This window comes from Achromobacter sp. (assembly GCF_049647645.1).
GTDB lineage: Bacteria > Pseudomonadota > Gammaproteobacteria > Burkholderiales > Burkholderiaceae_B > Achromobacter.
In genome coordinates this window covers 1-26,230 of the sequence record NZ_JBARYB010000108.1, presented here as the reverse complement: position 1 = coordinate 26,230, position 26,230 = coordinate 1, and the positions used below count along the sequence as shown (strand labels likewise).

Here is a 26,230-nt window from a genome sequence, read left to right as displayed (position 1 = left end):
CAACAACGGCTGGCGGAAACTCGCCGCCGCATTCGCTTTTTTCGACCCGCGAGCAAGAAGCATCAATGTTATTATGACCCATACTGAGTACGCACCGAAACGCAACTTGCAGACGAATCGAAGGAGCACGTCATGAGCATTGCCTTTATCAGTGCCGTCATCGTCATCGCTACACTCGCCTCGTTAATTGGCTATGTCAACGTGAAAGAGCGCCTGATTGAAGCCGGAGAGTTGGAGCGTTAGATGCCCCAGCCGCTCTGATAGGAATGAGCATAGCGCTCGTGGTTTGTCGCAAAGCCCCGCTTTTTTCGATGCGGGGCTTTCTCTTTTCCGGTGGCCGCATTATGGCTATAGCTGCTGGTCCATTTGATCGGTAATGCGATGACAACTCTGGTCGCTCGGACCTCACGCTCAGACAGCATCCGAATTGCCCCACGCGAGCACTTTTCCCAGCGAACCAACAACGCGCGGCCGTTTTTTGGCCTCGACGATATACAAAAGCATGGCCATCCGAATGGCTGCGGCTCACAACATTCGCTTCCAAAAGCCGAAAGCGATCACTCGAACAGTTGTGTACCTCAGAAGCACAAGATCTGAGGCATAGGTTACGCGACCTCGCAACCACAGGGAGTTTCGACGATGGCGAGCACGTGTTTCAGTCGAGAAGCTTCGCGGAGCCTATGCCGATCCAGAGGTGGGGGCGGGAGAGATCGCCAATGACAACCAAACGTTGCGCCCATTGTGGCGGGCTATTCCAGGCTCGACCTCAAGTTCCCGATCAAACGTACTGTTCCGCCAAGGCATGCCAACGAGCCCGAAAGCACAGATGGCAGCAAGAGAAGCTTCGAAACGATGCCGCCTATAGGGCCAATCAGCGCGACGCCCAACGCGCATGGCTGGAGCGCCATCCAGATTACTGGAGAGACTATCGCGACTCCCATCCTGCTTATGCCGAACGTAACCGAGACCGCCAACGACTGAAGCAATCCGATCAATCGACGTCGAAGGTTGCAAAGATGGACTCGTCGACGCCTCCCTCTGGCATTTATCAACTCCGGATCCTTACCTCGCATTTCCTATCAGACAGTGTCTTTTGGATCGTTGAACTCGTTCCTGCTGGTGAGCAACGCTCTCGCAAAAAAGACGCTTGCAAATAGATGACTTGATCGACAGGCAGCTAACGACTCTTTACCGTCGTGATGACGAGAGAGCTAAGGGCCTGACAGACCATCAGCAGTAGAAGTTCAACGAGTTCCTTCAGACCGTTGTGACTTGTCGGCTTCAGGATCTCTTCTCTCGAATCCTGATTAAAGCCTCCAATCGCTTCAAATGCCGAATCACATGCAAGCGGCAACGCCCGACATCAGTACCCCACAACCGCCGGCCAACGTGCGGGCGGCCGAGTACGTCCGCATGTCGACCGATCACCAAAAGTACTCGACCGAGAACCAGTCAGAGAAAATTCGAGAGTATGCAAAGCAGCATCGCATGGAGATCATACGAACCTATGCGGATGAAGGAAAAAGTGGCCTTCGCATGGACGGCCGACAAGCGCTCCAACAGCTTATCAACGACGTTGAATCACGCAATGCCGACTTCCAAATCATCCTCGTTTACGACGTAAGCAGATGGGGAAGATTCCAGGATGCTGATGAAAGCGCCTACTACGAATACGTTTGCCGGCGCGCGGGCATCCAGGTTGAATACTGTGCGGAGCAATTCGAAAACGACGGCTCGCCTGTATCCACCATCGTCAAGGGCGTGAAGCGCGCGATGGCCGGAGAATACAGTCGGGAGCTATCTTCCAAAGTCTTCGCGGGTCAATGCCGCCTCATCGAGCTAGGTTACCGGCAGGGAGGGCCAGCAGGATTCGGTTTGAGGCGCATGTTGATTGACCAAGTGGGTTCAGTGAAAGGAGAGTTAGCTCGCGGCGAACACAAGAGCCTCCAGACTGATAGGGTCATACTCATGCCCGCCCCCCCCACAACGGTTGCGACCGTGAATCAAATCTACGACTGGTTTGTCAATGACGGGGTCTCTGAATTGGAAATCGCAACTCGTCTCAACGAGCGAGGGATTCCAACTGATTTAGGACGCAACTGGACAAGGGCAACAGTGCGCCAGGTCCTCAGCAACGAGAAGTACATAGGCAACAACGTCTATAACAGGGTCTCATTCAAGTTGAGAAAAATTCGGGTCTCCAACGAGCCCGACATGTGGATCCGCAAGAATAGGGCGTTCGAGCCCATCGTTCCCAGCGAACTCTTCTATACGGCCCAAGGAATTCTTCGTGCACGAGCGCATCGGTACAGTAACGAAGAACTGCTCGAAAAGCTGAGCCGGCTCTACCAACGGTGGGGATATCTCTCCGGCCTGATCATTGACGAGACTGATGGAATGCCGTCCTCCGCTGCTTACGCGCATCGCTTTGGCAGCCTACTTCGTGCGTACAAGGCCGTTGGCTTCACTCCCGATCGAAACTATGAGTACCTCGAAGTGAATCAGTTCTTGAGGCGATTCCATCCGGACATTGTCAGCCACACTGAAAGCATGATCGGCGCCTTGGGCGGAGTCGTCCGACGAGATTCCGCGACGGATATGCTAGATGTGAACGGTGAGTTCACTGTCTCTCTAGTGCTGGCCCGTTGTCAAACGCTTGGGACGGGCCATAGGCGCTGGAAGGTTCGGTTCGACACGAGTCTCGCCCCAGACATTACGGTGGCCGTACGCCTCAATGACACAAATCAGCATACGCAGGATTATTACCTATTACCTCGCTTAGATTTCTGCTGGCCAACACTCAACCTCGCCGACCACAACCGAATCGAATTTGAGAGCTATCGATTTGACGATCTCGACTACCTCTACCGCATGGCAGAGCGTAGCCGCCTACGGAGGGCCGCATGATAAAAGCGCACCCCTTGCCCGACCTGCGGATGATTCCGGTAGAACTCATCGATGTCCTCAACCCACGGGAACGCGACGGTCGCGTCTTTCAAGAGATTGTGACAAACATTCGAAACATCGGCCTAAAAAAGCCCATTACCATCACGCCGCGCATTGGAGCTGATGGCACTCCGCGCTACCTATTGATTTGTGGCGAAGGTCGTTTGAAAGCGTTTCGAACTTTAGGAGAGCACACGATCCCCTCGCTGGTGGTCGACGTAAACGACGAAGATGCTTTCATCATGAGCCTGACTGAGAACATCGCTCGCCGCAAGTACCATCCACTTGAACTATTGAAAGGGATAGAACGCTTGCAAGATCAGGGCTACGACAAGCGCGCTATCGCCGAGAAGACAGGACTCGGGGTCGATTACATCAAAGGAGTTCTTTATCTCTTAAAAAACGGTGAAGAACGGCTATTGGCAGCTGTAGAAACCGGCCGCATTCCACTCAATGCGGCCATCACGATTGCCGGCGCGGGCAATGACGACAAGGCGATTCAAGCAGCCTTACAAGATGCGTACGAGTCCGGCCAGCTGCGCGGCAATCAACTGATTCAGGCCCGACGCGTCATTGATCGACGTCGTACCTTCGGCCGCGCTATCTCACATGGGCGCTCTCAGTCCAAAAGCACAGTGACGTCCTCAAGTATCGTCCGCAACTATCAGCGCGAAGTGGAACGTCAAAAGCTAATGATAAGGAAAGCAGAATTCTCTCAGCAACGATTGCTTTTCATTGTCGAAGCTCTTCGCGAACTTCTGGTCGATGAGAACTTTATAAATCTTCTTCGAGCTGAGAATCTAGATACGCTACCCAAATACCTTGCAGAGCGGGTCTGGCCCGGAGGGCATACGGCATGAGTAGCCTTGGTTTCGTCCCAGAGCCCATAGAACTTCCCTTAGAGAGAATTCTGCCATCACACAAGGTTTCGGAAGGAATTCTCGAAACGCGAAAATTTAGGCAGATTGTCTCCTCAATCGAAGAGATCGGACTGATCGAACCACTTACGGTTGGCCGGGCAGTACCCCCGGGTGATATGCACATCCTCCTGGACGGGCACATCCGAGTTCTTGCACTCCGGCACCTCGGCTTCACGACTGCCCCATGTCTTGTTGCGACAGACGAAGAGACCTACACGTACAACAACCGAGTTAATCGCATATCGTCCGTTCAAGAGCATGTGATGATCCGACGAGCTGTTGATCGCGGTGTCCCTAAGGAGCGGCTAGCAAAGGCACTGAGCGTCGACATCACGTCAATCGTCAAGAAAATGAACCTGCTTGATGGCGTCTGTAAAGAGGTTGCGGAACTCCTCAAGGATCAACACTTCTCTGCCAACCTTAGCGCCGTTCTACGTAAGATGAAGCCAACACGCCAGATCGAATGCGTGGAACTGATGCTAGCGGCGAACAACATGACTGTCGCCTATGCCCAAGCGCTACTCGCCGCCACTCCGAAAGAGATGCTTGTCGCAGAGGCAAAGCCCAAGAAGATTACAGGCCTTACACCAGAGCAAGCCGACAGGATGGAGCGAGAAATGAGCAACGTGTTCGGCCAGTTCAAGTTGTTCGAACAATCGTATGGGCAAGACATCCTTAACTTAGTTCTCGCCAAAGGATTTTTAACGAAACTACTTGGCAACGACGCAATTCGCCGCTACTTGGGCAAACATCAGCAAGGCATGCTGACCGAGTTCGAACGAATCGTTCAAACCGTCTCGCTGGAAGAAAAGTGACCGCCCAGTGGGATTGGTCTACGACTTTTTCGTCAGTGCCTTCAAATTGCGAAAGGCTCTTTTTAAAGCTGCGTTTGGCTCTGGGGGATGAAGCAATGCCGCAGCGAGCGTTTCCGCATCATGACGTGTGAGCGCTATCGGTTCACCTTGTGGCATGCGCCTCGCCCGTTTCGGTTTCGGGCTACCATTTTTTTTCATCGCATTGCTCCAATGTTGCACTGTAGTTATGCAAGCTCACACGGGGCATCTCTTCGGAGATGCAGCCACTGGAATCGCAGATTGGGCGTCCAGACCGAGACCTCGCGGGTTAGCTCCTTGGACTCACCCACGGCATTTCTTCTTCCAGAGGGACTGCGCTCTGGCCACCCATAGCAATACTTGGTCCGGCTAAGTTCCACCCCTCAACCGAGATGCACTGTCGATCAGAGCATGGACTGTCCGTGGAGGGGCCTTTGGCCGCAGCACCCGCTTTGGTGAAGATTGAAGGTCTACCTCAGGCGAAGCACATTGTTCGCCTATCGGCACAGCCGATGCTAAGGCGCGGGTCGCCGCAATCCGCGCGGTGTATCTCATTCTGGCATCCTCTACGCCTTGGGCTTGCTCGCCAGCCATCTCAACTGGGCTTTCGTAGTCAATTTGCCGCTTGCTTTTTTCGTACTTGTTGAGGGCCATCTCCACTTGCTCTCGAGGGATGCTGTATCCCGATGAGCGGTATGAAGCAATGATGTGAGGCCACGCTACCTGCCGTTTACGCTGCCCCCAAGCAATTCTAAAGGCGCCCTGCAGCAACAGCACAACGAATCTCTTAAGGCCTGCCGTCATGTCAAATATCGGCGTTGCTTTTAGGGCAAGGTCATCCTCCAGATAGCTGCCTAGCACGCGAGAGCATTCCATCAGGTAACCCGTCCAGTCTTCCGATTCAGGCGGATCTGGACGGAGCTGTAGCGGATTCGCCGAGAGACGCTGTGCGATCTGCGCATGCGTTTTACTCAACGCCCGCCAAAGGCTGTGATTTGCAACGTAGACGAAAGGGACTCCGAGCCGTCCTAGGTCGAGTAACGTCTTCGTGATGCGGGTCGTGCGATCGCTTCCGGCCATAAATTGCATCTCATCGACTAAGATATGAGACAGTCCGTTTCGATAGGCGATCGCCGTTGCCGCTTTGATCACAACAGCATGTCCAGCCTTACGCATATCGGCCTCGTCCTGCCCCAGGAAGGGAACCAATGACTGAATCACGCTTTCGTGCGGGTTGGCGGTGACGAGCCAGGCTCCTTGCAGCGGTATGTTTTTATGGTGGTCCACGTCGATCGTGCAATCGTCTGGCATGAGGCGAAGAAAGGCCTTGGCTAGCTGAGACTTCCCGACTCCGGCCGGACCTAGCAAGCAGACTGCCGGACTTGAAGAGACCGTCTCGTAGACCGGCGAGTACAGGCGTCCGGCGTACTTTTCGCGGTCCGGATAGGCAAGCTTGGCATGTCCCATTGATCGTTCAAGTAGGTACTGCAGGATCCATAGCTCCTGCGCAGACGGTCGGTAAATTCGGCTCAGCGCCATACCTACCTCCACTTCGACCACACCGCCCGGTTCCCTTTCCAACCCGCCAATCACATCGGGCCGTACCTCCACTCTAGCCCTTATGTTGTCCGGGGAGTTTAGGCCCCTAAATCGCCTTTGCCACGGGTTGTCAACGATGCCCACGATTCTTCCCTTCAAGTATCGCTTTCATTTGCCTTGATTCCGCACGTGACGCTCGCTCGCCTACCTTACGTCGGCCGGTCTTGATCATGCCATCCGACCAACGCTTACCAGTTTGCCGTTCGTATTCGGTGTGCTGCTCTGCTATGACGGCGGATGCATTCATCTTCTGAATCCGTCGTCCCTCGTCCTTCAATCGTTTGAACTCGAAGAGATCAACCTGCGAGAGATAAAGCTGACCGGGATCATCTTGAATGGGTAGGGTTGCATCGACCTCGACCAATCCGCTCGGAGTCTCGACCCACATGTGACGAATGCAAAACGGCAGCACGTAACCCAGAAGGTCGGTTGAGCCAGTCTTCCGACCAAGAACATCACTCAGTTGGAGAGCCGGCGAGTCATAGCGCAACTCGTTGTAGCTCAACCCGTCACGATTCACTTTCACCTTCACTTTCTGCAAATACGCCCTTACCGCATCTTCGAAGCGAACTTGCTTTGCGTCGGTCCGTGCGCGCCCGATGAGGAACCTAGCCATTGCTCTTGGTGTCAGTCGAACTTGCTCTCGAATCATTTCAGGCGTGATTCTGTCCTCGGCAGAGGAGGCTTCGTTGTCGGCGATTGCTCTGCGAATTTCCCGCACGGCGATTTGCACCGGATCCAGTTCGCCCTGAACGATTTGGTTCGACTCCTCGGACGGCAGAGACCGAGGATGCGACGATTCCACCGTTGCCTTTGATTGGCCTGCACCTGATGGAGTAAGTTCGCTGAACGCCCATGAGATATGTTCACCCTGCTCTTTGCTAAGTGGTTCCAGACTGAAAACAGCTGCGCCAGGTCCCCGATCAACGATGATCCCGCCGGGAAGTCCGCAGCCGGGCCACACTTCGTCGTCAATCTCAATCCCGAATAGGCTGCAGAATTTCCTCTTGCCAATCGCCATGCTGAATAGCATCGCGTTGTAGGCTAATCCTCTTTCGGCGCCGTAAGAAAACCCAATGCCGCAAACATAGCCAGTCGTCCCGCATACCCCCCTCACCACACAAACACGATCGAGCACCTTTTGGCCAAAATAGGATTGAGGTCGGTCGGCGCATTGATAGGCGTCAGCTTCGACAACCTCCATGAAATTTCGTAACTGTTGGGAAAACTTGCCCTTCGATGGCTGGTGGGCTCTGCGCGCACGATTGTTGCCATAGCGTTGTATGTCAAGCGCCTCCGTTCCGAAAACTTTCTTTACCCAACGGGTGTATTGATCCAGAGAGGGGAAAGGGATGCCTGGCTTCGGGACTAAGATCTTGCTACCTTTGGAGCGCTCGACCACCGTACATTCAAAATATCGCGTAGCGGCTTCCCTGTATATCTTCGCTAGTGGCTTCCCTGGAGACCGTAGTGCCTGGTAGGAGTATGCAATCCTTGCCCTCGTTTCTTTGTCAATCCTAATCCTGTCGTGAAGACCCGCAGTCAAGGATCGACGCCCGTAGGGGATGTCTCCGGATCTACTCAGCCTATCCCAGCGTCCATTTTGTTGGTAATTCGGGAACAATGCGTAAACAGTCTGACCGAAGCACAGGTAGGCCAGGAACCAAAAGCGTATACGGCGCTGCGTCTGGCCGATCTCGACGGCATGCGCGTTAAGGACCTGGTGCGGCGACGCTGCGGAAAAAATCTTGACCAACATTTCTGGGCGCAGCAGAGGCTGGATATGCAGTAACCTTTTTTGCGCACGCTCCAGGTTGCTGCGCTTTTTCTCTAATCTATCCTTATCAATCTGAAGTAAGTTCAATCCCTCGCTGCCCCAAAGTCCCGGCGGTAATGTATGCCCATCTTTCTTTACCGAGATTTTTCCATTTAGGAGACCTCGTTCAAATTCGCCCCTAGGCAACGAGACCAGCTCTCCGCACCATTCCCTCCCTTGCTTTCGGAAGAATGCGAGCCAGACCCGATCATCTAGGGTAGAACTTCGCAGGAAGTGATACGACACCGTGGAGACTAAGCCTGCGAAGCCTTCCGGGATCAGCAGTTCTGAACCGATTTGCATGGCTCACCTCTCGAACCAAGATGCATACATATCCAACACATCCATACGCTCGGGATGGATGGGCTTGTCAACCATGATCGGACGGTACAAATCAACACGAAGCTCTCGCCGCCAGATGGCCTGATACAGCACCGTCAGCACCTCCTCCTGCGAGCAGGAAAAGGCGCTCACCATCTTAGGGATATGGTGCAAGATTGCCTCACGAGACAGCACGCACAGCTTGAAGCGGTCGACCAGCTCAGCTCGTACCTCTGACGATAAATCAACCGGCAAGTGATCAGCTCGAATGAGCATGGCCAAGTTGAACTTCACCGTTTCATTCAGCAGGTCCTCACTGACGCGAACGGTCTTGATACCCGCGCACGCGAAATACATCTCCTCCAGACGATGCCGGTCCTCCGCACGAGCTGCGTGCACCTCGGCCCTATCCGGTTTTCGACACGTTTGAAAGGACGTGCGCTTGAAGTCTTCACTCGTCTTCTTGACGGTCCAGTTCACGCAGTAAGGGCCTTCTTGATCTCTGAGGAACAGCAGGAGATCACCAATGTAGGGGAATGGAACCCGCTCGAAAGTCGAGCCTCCATCCGTACTTGGCACGGTCATGAGAACCACCGGATGGCGCATCAGCAGTCCCAATCGCTCGGCGATCAAGACAGTTCCATCAATGCACGGAAGTGAAAGTCCATTACCTTCAGGGTGACCAGCCAACGGATGCTCGGTCGGGACTGTCGATAAAGCGTGCTGCTCGTGTAGATCGAACAATCTTGGCTGATACAGCGCCAGGATCGTCGCATGGAATTCTGCGCGAGACATGCAGTGGATTGCACGCCCCAATGCAGTAGCCCGAACCATGGAGGGACGGCTTCGTGTGGGCGCCTCGTCCCTAGTTGCCCGCATCGACGGCATATAGCCAGGCCCCCATCCGGGAGGATCCTGACGTGAATTGATGATGGCTAGCCGCTGTGCGCTAACCAGGGCGTTTCGACTCATATAGTTTCTCCATATCTCTGACGATGAAGTCATAATCAATGGAGAAAATGCACATATTCGTAGGGACGAATGTACCCGGAGCCACACTTGACAAAGTGCAGCCCATCGATCAAGATGGGCCTACGTTCCACACGTACGCACATCTTTTCAGGCCAGTTGCTCTTGCAGGAGCAACTGGCCTTTGTGCAAGTTCTCCGATTTCTCTATTTCTTACGTGATTAATTCCTCCGGCGATTGGTTGGTTTTTCTTGCACGGAGCAATAGGTGCCCCTCCCGCGCTTGATACGGGCGCGCGGCAAAAAATACCTCTGATAGGCTCAATGCGTCGCGCCCCCAATCCCCAAAACGCTAGGGATGGACCCGGACTCTCCGAGCGGACTAGAGTCGGAAGGAGTTGTGACGCGCACCAGCGTAGCCACTAGACATGGCGCCGGCGTAAGTATCGTTGAAATTCTGCCACAAATATTCCACAGCGCGGCGGACGGAAACTTTCAACAATTTATTATTTTCTAAATAGGGTTTTCCTCATTGCGCGTTTTTCGTTTATTATTATGCAATCCGACTTTCAAATGGGACATGGGTTAAAATAATATCAAGCGCCTGGGTTAAAATAAAATATTTCACTACGCAGTGCTAGCAAAGCAAGCCGCATATAAAATCGCCATGATTGACCACCGGGCGAGTCATGGACGATTTATGGCCATTGCCAATTTCTGACTGGATCGAGGACGAAACTCTATTCAGTCTATGCAGCCGGATTCACGTTTTGACTGGGAACGTGTTTTCGCATGCAACATCTCAAGTCCTGTTTGGCCATCCGAAGCGCGGTACCCAACATGACTTCCCAACTCACCTCAGCTACTTTGAGCAGGTGACACGGGGGCAGTTGGGCAACGCCTTTGAGCTAGTCGGCCGGACCCTGCTTCCATACTTTCTTTCTTGGAAGCCTCCCTCCATTGCGGAACGGGCAATTAGCCAAACCTATAGCGGCGGTGTCGGCGCAATGAAGTTTCGCCTGGGAATAACGTCGAGCCGCTTCCGTGCGCACTTCCCCCTGAAGGCTTGTGACGAGTGTATGGCACAAGATCTCAGCACTTTCGGTGTCGCATGTTGGCATCTACAACATCAGTACCCTGGCGTATGGATGTGCGTAACGCACTCGCGCCCACTGCGTGAATCGCAAGTCAAATCCACTGGCGTAGGGCGATTCCTTTGGGTCCTTCCAACAGACCAAGTGCTGGGTCCGACCCCGCGCCCGCCTGAAGCAACATCGCGCTCGTTACTGGCTTTAGCCAAGCTGACCAATGACGCGATCACAGCCATGCCTTCCGGAGGATTGCAGCCCGAAGTCTTGACGCGTGCCTATTCCACGGCCACCACCGGCGGAGATTCGATCGTGCGTTCTCACCTCATGCGGGAGTTGGGCGCCGAATATGCCCACTGCGTCGCACCTTTGCGAGCGATTCCGGAGCTTGAGCCGCTTGCCCGAGACGCAAAACAAGGCATCTCTCAGATCCAACCTGTCCTGAGCGGTCAGCGTTGGATCACGCATCCGTTGCGCCACTTCGCACTAATTCTTTGGCTTTTCTCCGACTGGAAGACGTTCAACGCAGCCTACTCTTTAGCGTGCGATTTTCCGATTGAGAGCGATCAGCCTATCCAGGGAGCAACTTCCGCAACGATCATTGACAGACGCCAAGCAGAGTTGGCCGCAGCACTTTCTCGCGGCGCGTCGGTTACATCAGCCGCCAAGATGGTGGGCGTCACAGTCAATACTGCCATCGCATGGGCTACCAAGGCGGCGATTACAACACCCCGACGGCCCAAACGAACACAAGAACACACACGAAAGCTGATCATCCAAGCCCTGAAGAATGGTGAAAGCAAGTGCAAGATTGCCTCTCGTCATGAAGTCACAGTGCAGACCGTCACTCGCATCCTTCTAAGCGAGATCGGGCTACAGGAGCAGTGGCATGAGGTCGTAATGCGAAAGCGTCAACTCGCTGCCCGTCAAGAATGGACTACAGCAATGCAGCAGAATGGCGATGCGTCACGGAAAATGTTGCGTGCGATCGCGCCCAGAGCCTTTGCATGGTTATACAGAAATGACCGCGACTGGCTCATAGATCAACAACTCCTAGCCCGCCCTTCGGCACCACGCAAAGGCCAAATCGTAGACTGGGATAGTCGCGACAAAGCCCTTGCGTGCTGCATCGAACGAACAGCGCTTGAGCTGTACCACAGCGATCCTCTCAGGCGGATCACGCTTCAACAGCTCTATCAAGCGATACCGGAGCTAAAGCGCCGTTTGGGTCAACTCAGATACCTGCCCCTTACCCGATCCAGAATCGATCGTGTGACTGCCAGGGCCCGTCTCGAAAATCGGGACCCACCCCTTCTCTAGCTGCCACATCGAAAAGTGCAGTTTGCTTGCTCCAAATTATGCATTTATGCATAATTAAATCATGGAACACACCAATCTTCGAACCCAAGCCCAGAGTCTCTCAGCGCGCTTCCGAGAAGCAGGCATCACGCAGCTCAAGCTATCCATAGCACTGAAAGTGCCCCAAAGCCAAATAAGCCGAGCACTATCTGGAAATCTCGTAAAGCCCAATCTTGTTTTTTTAGAGCTATGCAATTATGCAATCCTAAACTTGGACAGACGCAGCAAATTCATGGCCATCGAAGACACAGACCTTCGCGCAGCGATTGAGGAGGTGTGGGACGGAACGGTCGCCCACGCAAACGCCTTAGCCGCGGTGATACGGAGCCTGTCTTTGCTCAAAGCTGGCGAAACAAAGAAGGAGCGGAAGCGATGATCGCTGTGATACCTATGCCCGGTGAGTTCTTTGCTGGTCACTATGCGCGGTTCGCGCGCCTCAACCGACCATTGACTAACGGTAAGTGCCTGCCTCGCGCAATGCCGCGAGCCCACCCCGGGAAGAAGGTGGCGTTCCTTAATGATCATCTGCAAGTCGTCGCAGAGCATTCGCAGATGTCTCCGGAAACCTATTGGCGTCAACATACCCTGCATCCACTGGTCGAGCTATGCCGTGTAAAGACAGTCGGCGGAGAAGATCAATGGGAGCAAGGTGCCACAGCCCGTTTTCCGAGCCGAGAATGCTGCGCTTCCTCCGCTCCTAGGCTCTGCCCGAAGTGCATAAGCGAGGACCTTGAGGCCTATGGATTTTCATACTGGCGGAGGTTTCATCAGATCTGCGGCGTGGACATGTGCCTTGAGCACGAAAATCCATTGCGGACGAGTCGCGTCACGAACGACTTCACACTCCAACCAGCAGATCATCTGCCCACCTCGGAGGCCATAGAGTCAGCATTGATCCAGGCGACAGAGCATGAGGTGATCAGAAGATACCACTTCATTGCACAAGCCATCCTAGGAATGGCTATCGAGGGTTCCCCCTCATCTATGAGTCGAGGCGTGCGCGACCGTCTGCGGAATATTCGGCAAGACTGTAGTTCTTCGCCCTCCTTGCTCGACCTAATCACACACCTAGTGCCGTCGATATGGGCTGAGCGGTATTTTCCGCACCTTATGGGTGCGGAGGCAGTTCGACACCTCCGCTGCTCGTTCGACGCACTAATGCGCGGCAGGGCACCGGGGAAGCTCGTAGCGCTCATTTTGGCCGCCACGACCCGAGCTGACGAATCGAGCTTCCCCGGCCTTACGTTGGCGTAGTAAGCAACGAGACGCGCCCACCCAATCGAACGACAATCGTTATCAGAAGCGCATTCGCAAAGCGAGGGTCCAAGTTATAGCCCTCTTCGCTGCTTGTGGACGTCAGCGCAAGCCCCACTAGCTCTAAGCTGGGAAGATTACACCAACGAACACTTGCCTTAATTTGCAGTATGAATAAAGCCCGTTGCTGGAGCTGTGATTATAAGTCCGCCAAATATCGAAGGAGTTGCTGAAACGAGGCCTACATGCCAATTATTTTCAGCAATTTTCTCTTGGCAACGTTGGGGATTTTTCGTTCTAGAAATGGCTTTAGAAGAATATTATTGATGTTATCTATAATTTCTTGATTTGGCGCAGGAGCGTGCATTGCAATGAAATCGCGAAATTCAAGAGTTGCAATCTCTATCTCCAAGCCGTGAATTTTAGTCCGATTTTTAATAGGACCTTTAATTGAGTGAGCCACAAAGACTATGCTTACTTTCCATTGATCCAGATCTGCTATTGCGCTGAGTTCTTCTATTCTCCTTGGAATAGATTTCTCAAGTGTCGCCAAATGTTGGTTGACATAGATTTCCGAAAGCATGCCCCCGTGAGACTCGTACGCAATGATCTCTTTGCTATCAGGATCTAAAAAATCGCAGTCTCCAAGTTTCGATCTGCTAATATTCGTGGCGTTAACCGCATCACCAATACCTCGACTTCGCCAGTCTTTATGGCGAGTAAGAGAAATGGCATCCACAATGCGCTGCTCTATAATTCCAAGTGTTTCCGTATTGCCTCGTTTTACCGCTTCCAGTAATTGCTCGCAATGGAGATTCGTTAGTGAGATTGGGAACGGAATCGGGTCGGCAGATGCGATTCGGATAATGCGGCAAAGCCACAGCCTTATCCACCATGCCAATTCTCTCCGAGATGAAAAGCTCATGGATTGAAGCCCATTGAGCAGCTCAAAGAGGGCCATAGCTCCAGGGCGCTCCCGATTCTTTTTGCTTCTAACCCAGCTAAAATCTACGGCGTCTACGGACTTGGCATTATTCAAGAATGGATTGCCTGCCCCCGCTATATTTGCTGGATATAGAGTCAGCAAATGTAAGCATGCCTCGCCCCTCGGGGAGAACTCGTATACGTCCGTAAGTGCATGATCGAAGTATTCGGCAATCGAACACTGATAATGCAGCATTTGCAAGTATGGGGTAAAAGGCGAGATTATTTGCCGATCATGCTCAAAAGGCATTAGAGCTTTTAAGGAGCGAAGGAGGTCTCCCGGAAATCCAAGAGCAACTCCCACCTCTGCAATTATTTCCGCCGCGCCCAGGAGGTCTGCATCCGCAAATTCTATGGCTTCTCGAGACGTGTCTCTTTGATAGAGAGATTGAATATGTTGGCGAGATAGACCCGGAGATAGACCCATCTCGCTCAACAGCTCGCCCACCGATTGGCGGTTGAATTTCACACGTAAATCGCGCTTCCCTAAAATATTCGCAATTTGTGCAGCCGTTAGTTTCTCGGAGTCTGCCAGATATCCCATAAGATATGCATGGCTAAGAAAGGCGATTGCCTCCTCATGCGTCATGAAATGACGCGAGACCAAACTTGAGTGGATATTAAAGTACTCTCGCGCCAGAAGAGCACTTTGCGTCCTGGTAGCGACAGGCGCTTGCTCGGCAGTGACCTCAATCAAGCGTCTAACGACTTTTTGAAAATCAGGTTGTGGGTTTCCTAAAGTTCGCCAGTTTTCCAGGTTGACAGAAACCCAATTAAGGTAATCTTCTGGGGAAACGCCCAAAGCAGCGAGCGAACTCTTTAGTGCTCGGCCACATGCCCCCTCCGTGCCAGTCCGCATAGGCAATAGCAGCATCCGCAGCGGCTGCCGGATATTGGCTACAGTCATTTTGCTCCTTGTCGCCGAATGTCAACAAGCAGCTCCGCGGGTGCTATACCTAGGCCAATGGCTAAGGAAACGATAGAGTCTAGACTGACATTCCGCCTACCCCGTTCGCAACTGCTTACGTAGGTGCGATCAAGCCCAGACCTATGCGCGAGTTCCTCCTGAGAGAGACCTGCATTCGTCCGAAGCTCGCGCAGCCTGAGGCCAAAAGCCACTCGATTGTCGAGCGATTGTGCTGGATTCACCATGACGAGGATCATCATGGCGCTGCAGACTATCGGTCCACGGACTATGAGTCACATACCTGGGTTACATGGCAGAAAGCAAGGAACGGCCGACCGCCCGTGCTAAAAGCGGGGGAACTGCATTGCCTACCTGGCGATAGCGAGTACTTCGCCCCCCTATAAATTGAAAGGAATCAGGAAACGACTGTATGCGTGCAGACTCACAAACGGTCAAACGCCGTACTCCTTGGACTATGCCAGAGCGAGGCCGCCCCCCCGCAACCAGGTGTGCATGGTAGTTCAGCAGTACTCCCGTCTCATCTACGATGTGAGTTCGGTTTCCGCCAGCAGACGCAGGAATGGTCTGCGATGGCTCCGCAAGGTTTATGGGGCGACCTCCACCATTCACCAACATTCCTGCCCAAGGGCTAGGCCTTAAGATAGGATTCTTAGCGTACGTGACAATTGCGCGATTTGGTTCGTCTTCTGGCACCCCTTCTAACGCCTCTCGTACAGTGCGATAAGCACGAGAAGCCGTCCCATGAGACCGCCGTGGGAAAGCGGGCCGCCCCTTATTCCCTCCCAAAACAATAACTCTCAAACGGTCTTGGGCAACACCATAATCTGCTGCATTTAGAACCTTGAAATGCAGGTCGTAGCCAAGAGCAGTAAGCTGATCAAGCTTTTCCTGGAGATATGGCAAGTTCCGAGCGGTAGTTAATCCGGCGACGTTCTCCATCAGCAAAAGCTTTGGTCGAATCTCTTTGACTGCTCTCACGAACTCAGGAAGCATGTCTCGCGAATCATTATGTGATCGTTGATGTCCAGCGACAGAGAACGGTTGACATGGAGGCCCTCCGGCGACGAGATCAACCTTGCCTCGCAACGAAGTCCAGTCCACGTGCCGAGCATCCCCCTCCATTACCATAGCTTCTGGAAAATTGTGTCGGAACGTCGCACAAGCGGCTGAATCGTAGTCCGCTGCAGCAATTGCAGTCCAACCGGCCATTTTTAAGCCAAGGCTGAGGCCCCCGGCCCCGCAGAATAGATCAACGCAGGTAGGTGTCTGGGTCATGATTGATTCTTACTGTATTTAAACAAGCAAACCCTGAATGGGCTTGGATTTTGTTCTCTTTAGTGCCTCAGCCCTATCTGGGCGAGCTTTTCGGATAAGACCGGGAACGAACTCGGCGACGTCAACCTCAAAGCGTTGAATCCTCATCCCCGAGAGGTATTTCGAAGCGCTGTCTAAAGAAAACAGCCGTTCTATTCCCCTTGTGGTCAATAGTGTCCTACTTGCATCGCCTATGGAGACGACAACGACGAAGCCTCCCGCACGCCCAAGGAGGCACACCTTAGAAATGGCACCAACGGAAGCCAGCTCACGCAAGCTTTGTTCGACTATTCCTGATTTCACTACAATCGACTTTTTGTTAGTTGAGCATCAATTAATGTTAATTGAGCACAATTTTCAGGGCGGAGAGTCCCCTGTGTCAATAGCTTTTTCTGAACGCCTTTGGCTCTCCCTATCGCTTAACGCAAACCGCATCGCGAGAAGAATTGCGTCGCTTGCCGGTTGTTTGTGAGGTGGCAGGAATAGCCTTTTCATGCCATGCAGAATCATTTCCTGCCATAGCTGCGTGTCGCTAGGTTTGTACAACAAGCACTAATCGCCGAGGGCAGCACACTCTCGCGTGCTCAAGGAGTTGACACGCAATGGGCCGCATGCTGCCACTCCATAAGGTGGAGAGCAGTAGATTCCGGCAACCGAAAAGCAGGTGACTGTAAGTGTTCCGTGCGAACCCTATCCTGCTCTTCAGTCCGATGAAAAATAGACCGCTGTTAGCGGTCTATTTAGCGAAGAAGGACTTAATTTAAGAACTTTTATCTCAAGCGAACTTTATTCCTCGAAAGCGAACTTTATTCATGCTCTTCACCGTTGTGGCTCGTCCACCGGCCTTACTCGACCGTCACGCTCTTGGCCAGATTACGCGGCTTGTCCACGTCCGTGCCCCGCGCGCATGCCGTGTGATACGACAGCAGCTGCAGCGGGATGGTGTGCAGGATGGGCGAGAGCTTGCCGTAGTTCTCGGGCATGCGGATCACGTGCATGCCTTCGGCGCTCTGGATCTTGCTGTCGGCGTCGGCGAAGACGTACAGCTCGCCGCCGCGGGCGCGCACTTCCTGCATGTTGGACTTCAGCTTTTCCAGCAGCTCGTCCTTGGGCGCGATGGTGACGACGGGCATGTGCTCGGTCACCAGGGCCAGCGGGCCGTGCTTGAGTTCGCCGGCCGGATAGGCTTCGGCGTGGATGTAGCTGATTTCCTTGAGCTTGAGCGCGCCTTCCAGGGCGATCGGGTAGTGCATGCCGCGACCCAGGAACAGGGCGTTTTCCTTGGAGGCGAAGCGGTCGGCCCAGGCCATGATCTGCGGCTCCAGGGCCAGCACCGAGCCGATGGCCACGGGCAGGTGGCGCAGCGCCTTCAGGTGTTCGGCTTCCTGCTCGTCGCTCAGGTGGCCGCGCACCTGGGCCAAGGTCAGCGTCAGCAGGAACAGGGCGGTGAGCTGGGTGGTGAAGGCCTTGGTGGAGGCCACGCCGATTTCAACGCCGGCGCGCGTGATGTACGACAGCTTGCACTCGCGCACCATGGCGCTGGTGGACACGTTGCAGATGGTCAGCGTGTTTTCCATGCCCAGCGAACGGGCGTGCTTGAGCGCGGCCAGGGTGTCGGCGGTTTCGCCGGACTGCGAAATGGTGACCACCAGCGAGCGCGGGTTGGGCACGCTGTCACGGTAGCGGTATTCGCTGGCGATTTCCACCGCCACGGGGATCTTGGCGACGGATTCGATCCAGTACTTGGCGGTCAGGCCGGCGTAGTAGCTGGTGCCGCAGGCCAGGATCAGCAGGGAATCGATGTCCTTGAAGATCTTGTAGGCCTGGTCGCCGAATAGTTCGGGCGTGATGGATTCGATGTCTTGCAGCGTATCGCCGACGGCACGGGGCTGTTCGAAGATTTCCTTCTGCATGTAGTGGCGGTAGGGGCCGAGTTCGGCCGCGCCGGTATGCACGTGCACGGTATGGACTTCGCGGTCCACATTCTTGCCGTTGGCGTCCACGATCCAGACGCGCGAGAGCTGCAGGTCGACGACGTCGCCGTCTTCCAGGTAGATGATCTGGTCGGTGGTGCCGGCCAGGGCCAGCGCGTCGGAAGCCAGGAAGTTCTCATTCTGGCCCACCCCCACCACCAGCGGCGAGCCTTGGCGCGCGCCGACCACGCGGTGCGGTTCGTCGCGGCAGAACACGGCGATGGCGTAGGCGCCATGCAGGCGGCGCACGGCGTTCTGCACGGCTTCGAACAGGTCGCCGGCGTACAGGTGGTTGACCAGGTGGGCGATGACTTCGGTATCGGTCTGGCTTTCAAAGACATAACCCACGGCCTGCAGCTCGGCGCGCAGTTCGTCGTGGTTCTCGATGATGCCGTTGTGGACCAGGGCGATGCGCGGCTCGTCGTTGCCCAGGTGCGAGAAGTGCGGGTGGGCGTTGTGCGTGGCCGGCACGCCGTGGGTGGCCCAGCGGGTGTGGGCGATGCCGGTGAAACCCTGCACCTTGTCCTGCGCGACCTGCTCGGCCAGTTCGGCCACGCGTTGCGTGCTGCGCGTGCGGCGCAGGTGGCCGTCGGCGTAGACGGCGACGCCGCAAGAGTCGTAGCCACGGTATTCAAGGCGCTTGAGGCCTTCAACGAGGATCGGGGTGATGTCGCGCTGGGCGACGGCGCCAACAATGCCGCACATAGGAGAGTGCTCCGGTAAGTTCGTGTACCGACGCATTGTGCTCGTCCCTGCAAGAAATTTGATTTCTTTATAGGACAATAAATGGAAGTTAATTCCCTTACATGAATGTGATTAAATAATATTTCTTCAAATCCACATTTGTGAAATTTATCATGCAAAACGCACAGATTCCCCTGCCTGAGCTGGATGATCTGGACCGGCGCATTCTTGAACAGTTACAACAAGATAGCTCGCTGACCAATCAAGATCTGGCGCAGCGGGTGCATGCCTCGCCCCCGACCTGCCTGCGGCGGGTCCGGCGGCTGGTGGACGAAGGGGTGATAGACAGGCAGGTGGCCATCCTGGCGGCGGAAAAGCTGGGCAGCACGCTGACCGCCATCGTCGAGATCACGCTGGACGTGCAGGCGGCGGAAAGCCTGGACGCGTTCGAGCAGAGCATGCTGACCGAGCCCGCCGTGCTGCAGTGCTACCGGGTGTCGCCCGGGCCGGATTTCGTGGTGATCGCGCAGGTGAAGGACATGCCGGCCTATCACGCGCTGGTGCACCGGGCCTTCACCGCGCAGGCCAACGTGCGCAACGTGCGCACGTTCTTTTCGGTGCATCGCGCCAAGTTCGAGACTCGGATCGACGTGCGCGCCTGAGGCGCACGTCGATCAGCGGCGGGCGATCAGGCGCTCGAATTGCGCCAGATAGCGGTTGCCCATTTTCTGCACGTCGTGCTCGTTGCGCACGTATTCGTAGGCGCGCTCGGTGACGTCCTGGCGGAAGGCGGCGTCGTCCAGGCAACGCGCCATGCCTTGCGCCATGGCGTGGAAATCGCCCACGGCGCACAGCACGCCGCGCCCGTCGGCCAGGCTTTCCTTCAAACCGCCGGCATCGGTGGACACCACCGGCACGCGTTGCAGGAAAGCATCCAGCACGCTGCTGCCCAGGGCCTCTTCCTCGGAGCTCATGACAAACACGTCGAGAATGCTGTAGAAATCTTCCACGCCTTTGCGAAAGCCGGCAAAGCGGTAGACGTCTTCGATGCCCAGCTTGCGCGCCTCGTCCTTGGCCTGCTGCTCACGATCGCCACCCGCGCCGAAATGCAGGAACACGAAGTCGCGGCGCGTCTTGGCCAGTTCGCCCACGGCGCGCACCAGCGTGACCGGATCCTTGTCGCGGATCAGCGCGGCGGAGGTGGCCATGACCTTCTTGCCGGTCAGATCGAATTCGCGCACCAGGCTGGCGACGTTCTCTGCGTTGATCTGGTGCGGCTCGACCGCGCTGCGGATGATGACGGGCTCGATCCCCAGGCGCCGCGGCTCGCTGGCGGCCATCTCGCTGATCGCCACGAACAAGTCGGCGCGGCGCCACTTGAAGCCGGTCTTCCATTCGTCGCCGGGCTTGACCACGAAGGAAGTGCGGCGGGAAAAGACCACCGGGCGGCGGTGCAGCCATTTGGTCAACACCGCCCAGGTAATGGTGTTGGCGGTCTGGGCGTGGACGATGTCGTAGCGGCCGGCGCCAGCCAGGAAAGCCAGCTGCCCGGGCACGTTGCGGCAGGTATGGGCCACGAATCCCTCCTGGCGCGCGCGCTCGGCCAGCGGCGCGCCTTCGCGGCACATCACTTCGACGTCGTGGCCGGCCTTGCGGAATGCGCGCATGCAATAGAGCGTCTGCCGTTCGCCGCCGCGCCAGCCCTTCTCGAAGTTCAGCTGCAGAATCTTCATGCGCGGCCGATGCCCGAATACTCGAAGCCCAGGCCGCGCACGTCGGCGGGCGTGTAGAGGTTGCGGCCGTCGATGATGAGCGGCGTCTTGAGCAGGGCCTTGACGCGGTCGAAGTCGGGCGCGCGGAAGACCTTCCATTCGGTCGCGATCAAGAGCGCGTCGGCGCCATTCAGGGCGTCGTACATGTCGGTGGCGAAGCTGATGCCGGGCTTGCCGGCCAGCACCCGGCCGGCCTCGTGCATGGCGACGGGATCATAGGCGCGCACCTCGGCGCCGCGGCGCGTCAGTTCGGCGATGACGGTCAGGCTGGGCGCTTCGCGCATGTCGTCGGTGTTGGGCTTGAAGGACAGCCCCCACAGCGCAATCTTGCGGCCCTTCAGGTCTTCGCCGAAACGTGCGACCACTTTTTCGGACAGGCGGAATTTCTGCGCATGATTCGCGGCCTCGGCGGCCTCGATGACGCGCATGGGCAGGGCGTTCTCGGCGGCGGTGTTGACCAGCGCCTGCACGTCCTTGGGGAAGCAGGAACCGCCGTAGCCCGCGCCGGGATACAGGAAGTGATAGCCGATGCGCGGATCGGCGCCGATGCCGCGCCGCACCTGCTCGATGTCGGCGCCCAGCGCTTCGGCCAGGTTCGCCATTTCGTTCATGAAGGAAATGCGCGTGGCCAGCATGGCATTGGCGGCGTACTTGGTCAGTTCCGCCGAACGCACGTCCATCACCATCAGGCGGTCGTGGGTGCGCTGGAAGGGCTCGTAGATGCGGCGCATGACGCCGACGGTGTAGTCGTCGTCCGCGCCGACCACGACCCGGTCCGGGCTCATGAAGTCGTTGATGGCGGCGCCTTCCTTCAGGAACTCGGGATTGGACGCCACGCTGAAGGGGATATCCACGCCGCGCGCTGCCAATTCGCGCGTCACCACGTCCCGCACCTTGTCGGCAGTGCCGACGGGAACGGTGGATTTGTCCACGATCAGTTTGCGCGCCGTCATATGGCGCGCGATGTTCTGGGCCGCGGCCAGCACGTACTTCAGGTCGGCGGAACCGTCTTCGCCAGGCGGGGTGCCTACGGCGATGAACTGCACGTCGCCGAAGGCCACGCTTTGCGCAATGTCATCGGTGAAATGCAGCCGGCCGGCCTGCACGTTGCGGCGCACCAGGTCTTCGAGGCCCGGCTCGTAGATGGGGATGCCGCCCTGGCGCAGCAGGGCGATCTTCGCCGCGTCCACGTCCAGACACATGACGTCGTTGCCCATGTCGGCCAGGCACGCCCCCGACACCAACCCCACGTAACCGGTACCCACGACCGTGATCTTCATGCCTGAACGCCTTCAAATAGGTGATTGTCGCGCCGGATAACCGACATCCAGCGCCGGCCGTCATTATAGAAGCCGCCGCAGGACCGGGCCCGCCAGCGCCGGCAAAGGACGCTGCGCGGGCCACGGAACGGACCGTCAGGTCCGCAGCTTGCTGAAGCGGACCGTATTGACCACCACCGCCAGCCCGGCGCAGATGGTCCCCAGCACCAGCGCCAGGCCGGGGCCGTGCGCCAGGCTGATGCTGAACGCGATTGCGACCAGCGCCGTGCCGAAGCTCTGGCCGAACACCCGGGTGGTGGCCTGCAGGCCGCCCGCCGCGCCGCTGCGCGAGCGGGGCGCGGCCGACAGCATGGCGCGGTTGTTGGGCGTCTGGAAGAAGCCGAAGCCCATCCCCGCCACGAACATGCCAGCAACAATGGGCCAGTTCGAGACCGTGGCCGGCAGCGCCGCCAGCCACAGCATGCCGACCACCATGGCGGCCGCGCCTATGCCGCTGAGCGTGGCGGCCGAATAGCGGTCGGACAGCCGGCCGGCAAGCGGGGCGATCAGGGCGGTGCCCACGGGCCAGGCGCCCATCAGCATGCCTACTTCCAGATAGGGCCGGCCCAGCACCTGCTGGAAATAGAACGGCAGCGACACGTAGGACGCCATCTGCGCGGCGAAGGTGCAAGCAGAAGCGCCCACCGCGAAGGCCAGCGGACGAATGCGCAGCAGATCCACGGGGACCAACGGCGCTGGCTGCTTGCCGACGCGGCGCACCAGCACGAAGCCGATGACCGTGGCGATCGCCACCAGGCCGATGCCGCGCAAGAGGTCCATGCCCATCATGTCCACGCCTGAAATGAAGACGCCCAGAGTCAGCATGCACAGCAGGGCGCTGATCCAGTCGAGCTTCACATCGTTGCGCGGCACTTCCGGCAGATGGCGCAGGCCCAGCATCGTCAACGCGCAGATCGGCAGGTTGACAGCGAAGATCCAGGGCCAGGGCGCCACCGACAGGATGGCCGAGCCTATGGTCGGCCCCAGCACCGACATGATGGCCACCGTGGTGGCGTTCAGGCTGATGCCGCGTCCCAGCAGTTTCAGCGGATAGATGTTGCGCACCAGTCCGCCGAACATGCACATGAGCGAGGCCGCGCCTATGCCCTGGAACACACGCGCCGCCGTCAGCTGCCAGAGCGTGCCGGCCAGGGCGCAGCCCAGCGACGCCAGGGTGAACAGCATCAGGCCGAAGGTGAACATGCGGCGAAAGCCGATGCGCTCGGCCAGCGCCGACAAGGGCAGCAGCATCATCACCACCGCCAGGTTGTAGGCGTTCACGATCCAGACCGCCTGGGCCGGCGACGCATTGAGGTCGACGGCGATCGTGGGCAGCGCCACGTTGGCGATGGTGGTGTCCAGGACAGACAGGCTGATGCCTGTCATCACTGTTGCCGCCGCCCAGTAGCGGCGCGGCGTGGGCAGACCGTCGGGCGGGGCGGGCTTGGCGCCGCTTGCGGGCGCCTGCTCGCTCTGCCCTGTCACGATTTCTTGACCGGGCGCTGCCATCCGTCGACAGTGACCTGCTTGGCGCGCGACACCGTCAGTTTCTCGGCCGGCGCATCGCGAGTCAGGGTGGTGCCCGCGCCCAGCGTGGCGCCGCGGCCGACGCGCACCGGCGCCACCAGCTGCGTGTCGGAGCCGATGAAGGCATCGTCCTCGATGACGGTGCGGTGCTTGTTCACGCCGTCATAGTTGCAGGTGATGGTGCCCGCGCCCACGTTCACGCGGGCGCCTATGTCGGCGTCGCCGATATAGGCCAGATGGTTGGCCTTGCTGTCCGCGCCCAGCACGCTCTTCTTGATCTCGACGAAGTTGCCGACATGGCTGCGGTCGCCGAGTTCAGCGCCGGGACGCAGGCGCGCATAGGGGCCGACGCGCGCGTCGCTGCCAACCTGCGCTTGTTGCAGATGGCTGTAGGCCTCGATATGCGTGCCCGCGCCGACGCTGACGTCGCGCAGCACGCAATGCGGGCCCACCCGCACGCCGTCGGCCAGCGACACCTGGCCTTCGAACACGCAACCCACGTCGATGAACACGTCGCGTCCGCAGGTGAGCGAACCGCGCACATCGAAGCGCGCCGGGTCGGCCAGCGTGACGCCGGCTTCCAGTTGGCGGCGGGCCTGCTCGGCCTGCCAGCGACGCTCCAGTTCGGCCTGCTGCACGCGGCTGTTCACGCCCAGCGTTTCCCAGGAGGCTCCCGGCTGGGCTGCGCCCACCGGCACGCCATCGACCACCGCCAGCCCGACCACGTCGGTCAGGTAGTACTCGCCCTGGGCGTTGTTGTTGTCGATGCGGGACAGCCAATCCTTCAGCTTCGCGGTCGGCGCGGTAAGGATGCCGGTGTTCACTTCCCGGATCTCGCGCTCTGCGTCCGAGGCGTCCTTGTGTTCGACGATGCGGCATACGTTGCCGCTGGCGTCGCGCACGATGCGGCCGTAGCCGGTGGAATCCGCCAGCACCTCGGTCAGCACGGCGGCGCCGGCGCCACGGGCGTCCAGCAGGCGTTGCAGGGTTTCGGGCTGCACCAGCGGCACGTCGCCATACAGCACCAGGGTCACGTCATCCTTGCCATCGCCTTCCAGCAGCGGCACGGCCTGCTGCACGGCGTGGCCGGTGCCTTGCTGCGGCTGCTGCAACACGAAGTGCAGGTCCGACTGGCCTTCGTAGGCCTGTTTGACGCGGTCCGCGCCATGGCCGACCACGACGACGATGCGCGCCGGCTTGAGTTGGCGCGCGCTGTCCAGCACGTGGCCCAGCATTGGTTTGCCGGCCAGCGTGTGCAGAACTTTGGGGAGGTCGGACTGCATGCGTTTACCCAGTCCGGCGGCAAGAATTACTACGTTAAGCATAGGTTCCAGTATGTTGAGTAGCGGGCGAGAGGCCTTGCGGCCGTCTCGCCCGACGATTTAAAGAGAGGACCGCCGCTAGTTGGCGTCCGGTCCGGTTTTCTTGGCGGCCTTGCGGGGCGCCGCGGACTTGCGGGCCGCGGGTTTGGAGGCCTTGGCTGTGGACGCGGCTGCGGCCTTGGCCTCGCCCGGCTTGGGCCCGGGCTTGGCCGCGGCATCGGCGCCGGAAGCGGCGGGCGCCGCCGGCATGGAGGCCGCGGTGGCGGCGGCGATCTGGTTGAATTGTTGCTGCAGCAGATCCCACCAGGCCTTGGAGGCCGATTGCGCCGCGGCGCCCATCTGCTCGCTCATGCCCGGCGCGGCGGCTTGCTGCTGTCCCGCGGCATCCCCGCCCTTGGCCTTGGCGTCTTCGGCGGCAGGACCGGTAGCCGCCGCCTTTGCAGCGGACTTGGGCCCAGGCTTCAGGCCCAGCACCACTTCCAGCGGCGACGCCGCACCGCTGTCCTGGAAGGCGCCCATGTCCATATTGGCCGCGCTGTCCACGAAGGCGCGCAGCGTGCTGATCGTTGAGCGCTGCACTTCCATGCCCTGGATCGTGCCGGACAGCATGGACAGGTTCATGCGCAGCCAGCTTTCCACCGAGCGGAGCTCGGCGATCCGACGGTCCAGGTCTTCCAGGTTCATCGGCGGAGCCATGGGCAGGCTGCTGGCCAGGCCCCCGGGTCCGGTCAGACCCGCCCAGGCCTGGCGCATCATTTCCATGCTGGCCAGAAGCGGGTTGCCCGACAGGTCGGAATTCTGGCCCATGCCGGGTAGGACGAACGGGTTCGTGTGTTGGTCGCTCATTCCTGGTCTCCCCAAAGACAGATGATGGTCGCCGGCAGCCGGGATCATCCCCGCAGCAGCTGATTGTTTTCCACCCGCACATGATCGCCTGACGCAAAAGCGAAGGGCTGCGCGCTGCGGAATTGGCGCGTGCTGCCGTCGCTCATGCGCACTGTGAGTTCATAGTGCGTCACCGTTTGTTGCTGTCTGATATTACGCTCAACTTCACGGCCTGCCAAAGCGCCGCCCACCGCGCCCAGCACGGTCAGGGCCGTCTTGCCGCTGCCGCCGCCGAACTGGTTGCCGACGACGCCCCCGACCACGCCGCCGCCGATGGTGCCGATGAGGTGGTCGCTATTGTCCTTGGCGGGTACCTGCATTTGTCGGACCGATTCCACCACGCCGCAGGTCTGGCAGGCTTGCGGCGCGGGTGCCGGAGCCGGAGCTTGCGACTGGGCTTGAGGACGCGGCGCGGGCG

Annotated in this window: 20 protein-coding genes and 1 pseudogene; 7 read left to right on the top strand and 14 right to left on the bottom strand. The window is 57.7% G+C overall.

From position 1 onward, the window contains the following. Window positions 1-1,341 precede the first annotated feature (1,341 nt). Genes WBB14_RS13045 through WBB14_RS13035 form a run of 3 tightly spaced genes read left to right on the top strand, consistent with a single transcriptional unit; the run spans window position 1,342 to window position 4,681 of the window. A complete protein-coding gene (locus tag WBB14_RS13045) occupies window positions 1,342-2,907 on the top strand; it encodes a recombinase family protein (RefSeq protein WP_424240187.1) in 1,566 nt (521 codons plus the stop codon). After that, entirely contained in the window at window positions 2,904-3,806 is a 903-nt protein-coding gene (locus WBB14_RS13040) for a plasmid partitioning protein RepB C-terminal domain-containing protein (protein WP_424240186.1), read from the top strand. The genes WBB14_RS13045 and WBB14_RS13040 overlap by 4 nt, the downstream gene beginning before the upstream one ends. Continuing rightward, window positions 3,803-4,681 (top strand): plasmid partitioning protein RepB C-terminal domain-containing protein, encoded by an 879-nt coding sequence (locus tag WBB14_RS13035; protein ID WP_424240185.1) that lies wholly within the window; start codon window positions 3,803-3,805, stop codon window positions 4,679-4,681. The genes WBB14_RS13040 and WBB14_RS13035 overlap by 4 nt, the downstream gene beginning before the upstream one ends. Window positions 4,682-4,699: 18 nt before the next feature. On the opposite strand, the gene WBB14_RS13030 is transcribed toward WBB14_RS13035, so the two are convergent. The 4 genes from WBB14_RS13030 to WBB14_RS13015 all read right to left on the bottom strand — a co-directional run bounded on the left by WBB14_RS13030 (window position 4,700) and on the right by WBB14_RS13015 (window position 9,230). After that, window positions 4,700-4,837, bottom strand: a complete 138-nt coding sequence (locus tag WBB14_RS13030) for a DUF1778 domain-containing protein (protein WP_424240234.1) — start codon at window positions 4,835-4,837, stop codon at window positions 4,700-4,702. A 231-nt stretch (window positions 4,838-5,068) separates the two neighbouring features. After that, window positions 5,069-6,238 carry a hypothetical protein gene (locus WBB14_RS13025; protein ID WP_424240184.1) on the bottom strand — a complete coding sequence of 390 codons (1,170 nt, stop codon included), beginning with the start codon at window positions 6,236-6,238 and terminating at the stop codon, window positions 5,069-5,071. Window positions 6,239-6,368: 130 nt separating this feature from the next. Beyond that, window positions 6,369-8,417, bottom strand: a complete 2,049-nt coding sequence (locus WBB14_RS13020) for a hypothetical protein (protein ID WP_424240183.1) — start codon at window positions 8,415-8,417, stop codon at window positions 6,369-6,371. Between the two features lie 3 nt (window positions 8,418-8,420). Beyond that, complete coding sequence (locus tag WBB14_RS13015) at window positions 8,421-9,230, bottom strand: hypothetical protein (RefSeq protein ID WP_424240182.1); 810 nt, start codon at window positions 9,228-9,230, stop codon at window positions 8,421-8,423. Window positions 9,231-10,092: 862 nt separating this feature from the next. Here WBB14_RS13015 and WBB14_RS13010 point away from each other — a divergent pair. From WBB14_RS13010 to WBB14_RS13000, 3 genes and pseudogenes are all read left to right on the top strand, one after another. Further along, a pseudogene (locus WBB14_RS13010) lies at window positions 10,093-10,566 on the top strand (TniQ family protein); the annotation flags it as partial. 75 nt (window positions 10,567-10,641) lie between these two features. Further along, window positions 10,642-11,811 (top strand): TnsD family Tn7-like transposition protein, encoded by a 1,170-nt coding sequence (locus tag WBB14_RS13005; RefSeq protein WP_424240233.1) that lies wholly within the window; start codon window positions 10,642-10,644, stop codon window positions 11,809-11,811. Between the two features lie 411 nt (window positions 11,812-12,222). Further along, window positions 12,223-13,104, top strand: a complete 882-nt coding sequence (locus tag WBB14_RS13000; protein ID WP_424240181.1) for a TniQ family protein — start codon at window positions 12,223-12,225, stop codon at window positions 13,102-13,104. A 241-nt stretch (window positions 13,105-13,345) separates the two neighbouring features. On the opposite strand, the gene WBB14_RS12995 is transcribed toward WBB14_RS13000, so the two are convergent. The 4 genes from WBB14_RS12995 to glmS all read right to left on the bottom strand — a co-directional run bounded on the left by WBB14_RS12995 (window position 13,346) and on the right by glmS (window position 19,008). Next, a complete protein-coding gene (locus tag WBB14_RS12995) occupies window positions 13,346-14,995 on the bottom strand; it encodes a hypothetical protein (RefSeq protein WP_424240180.1) in 1,650 nt (549 codons plus the stop codon). Continuing rightward, window positions 14,992-15,240 (bottom strand): helix-turn-helix domain-containing protein, encoded by a 249-nt coding sequence (locus WBB14_RS12990; RefSeq protein WP_424240232.1) that lies wholly within the window; start codon window positions 15,238-15,240, stop codon window positions 14,992-14,994. The genes WBB14_RS12995 and WBB14_RS12990 overlap by 4 nt, the downstream gene beginning before the upstream one ends. A gap of 61 nt (window positions 15,241-15,301) precedes the next feature. Continuing rightward, window positions 15,302-16,291, bottom strand: a complete 990-nt coding sequence (locus WBB14_RS12985) for a DNA cytosine methyltransferase (RefSeq protein ID WP_424240179.1) — start codon at window positions 16,289-16,291, stop codon at window positions 15,302-15,304. Window positions 16,292-17,175: 884 nt separating this feature from the next. Further along, the gene (glmS, locus tag WBB14_RS12980; protein ID WP_424240178.1) at window positions 17,176-19,008 is read right to left on the bottom strand and encodes a glutamine--fructose-6-phosphate transaminase (isomerizing); all 1,833 of its coding nucleotides are present in this window, start codon (window positions 19,006-19,008) and stop codon (window positions 17,176-17,178) included. Between the two features lie 152 nt (window positions 19,009-19,160). Between glmS and WBB14_RS12975 the strand changes: the two genes are divergently transcribed. Beyond that, entirely contained in the window at window positions 19,161-19,649 is a 489-nt protein-coding gene (locus WBB14_RS12975) for an Lrp/AsnC family transcriptional regulator (RefSeq protein WP_207469179.1), read from the top strand. Between the two features lie 12 nt (window positions 19,650-19,661). Here the strand turns inward: WBB14_RS12975 and WBB14_RS12970 are convergent, their stop codons facing one another. The 6 genes from WBB14_RS12970 to WBB14_RS12945 form a co-directional block, all read right to left on the bottom strand. After that, complete coding sequence (locus WBB14_RS12970) at window positions 19,662-20,720, bottom strand: glycosyltransferase family 4 protein (protein WP_424240177.1); 1,059 nt, start codon at window positions 20,718-20,720, stop codon at window positions 19,662-19,664. Beyond that, window positions 20,717-22,039, bottom strand: a complete 1,323-nt coding sequence (locus WBB14_RS12965; protein WP_424240176.1) for a UDP-glucose dehydrogenase family protein — start codon at window positions 22,037-22,039, stop codon at window positions 20,717-20,719. The genes WBB14_RS12970 and WBB14_RS12965 overlap by 4 nt, the downstream gene beginning before the upstream one ends. A 135-nt stretch (window positions 22,040-22,174) precedes the next feature. After that, complete coding sequence (locus WBB14_RS12960; protein ID WP_424240175.1) at window positions 22,175-23,587, bottom strand: MFS transporter; 1,413 nt, start codon at window positions 23,585-23,587, stop codon at window positions 22,175-22,177. Then, the gene (gene glmU, locus WBB14_RS12955) at window positions 23,560-24,930 is read right to left on the bottom strand and encodes a bifunctional UDP-N-acetylglucosamine diphosphorylase/glucosamine-1-phosphate N-acetyltransferase GlmU (protein ID WP_424240174.1); all 1,371 of its coding nucleotides are present in this window, start codon (window positions 24,928-24,930) and stop codon (window positions 23,560-23,562) included. Before glmU ends, WBB14_RS12960 begins: the two co-directional genes overlap by 28 nt. Window positions 24,931-25,005: 75 nt before the next feature. Beyond that, a complete protein-coding gene (locus WBB14_RS12950) occupies window positions 25,006-25,773 on the bottom strand; it encodes a PhaM family polyhydroxyalkanoate granule multifunctional regulatory protein (RefSeq protein WP_424240173.1) in 768 nt (255 codons plus the stop codon). A 44-nt stretch (window positions 25,774-25,817) separates the two neighbouring features. Next, window positions 25,818-26,230: glycine zipper 2TM domain-containing protein (locus WBB14_RS12945; protein WP_424240172.1), on the bottom strand; the 413-nt coding region annotated here is incomplete at its 5' end.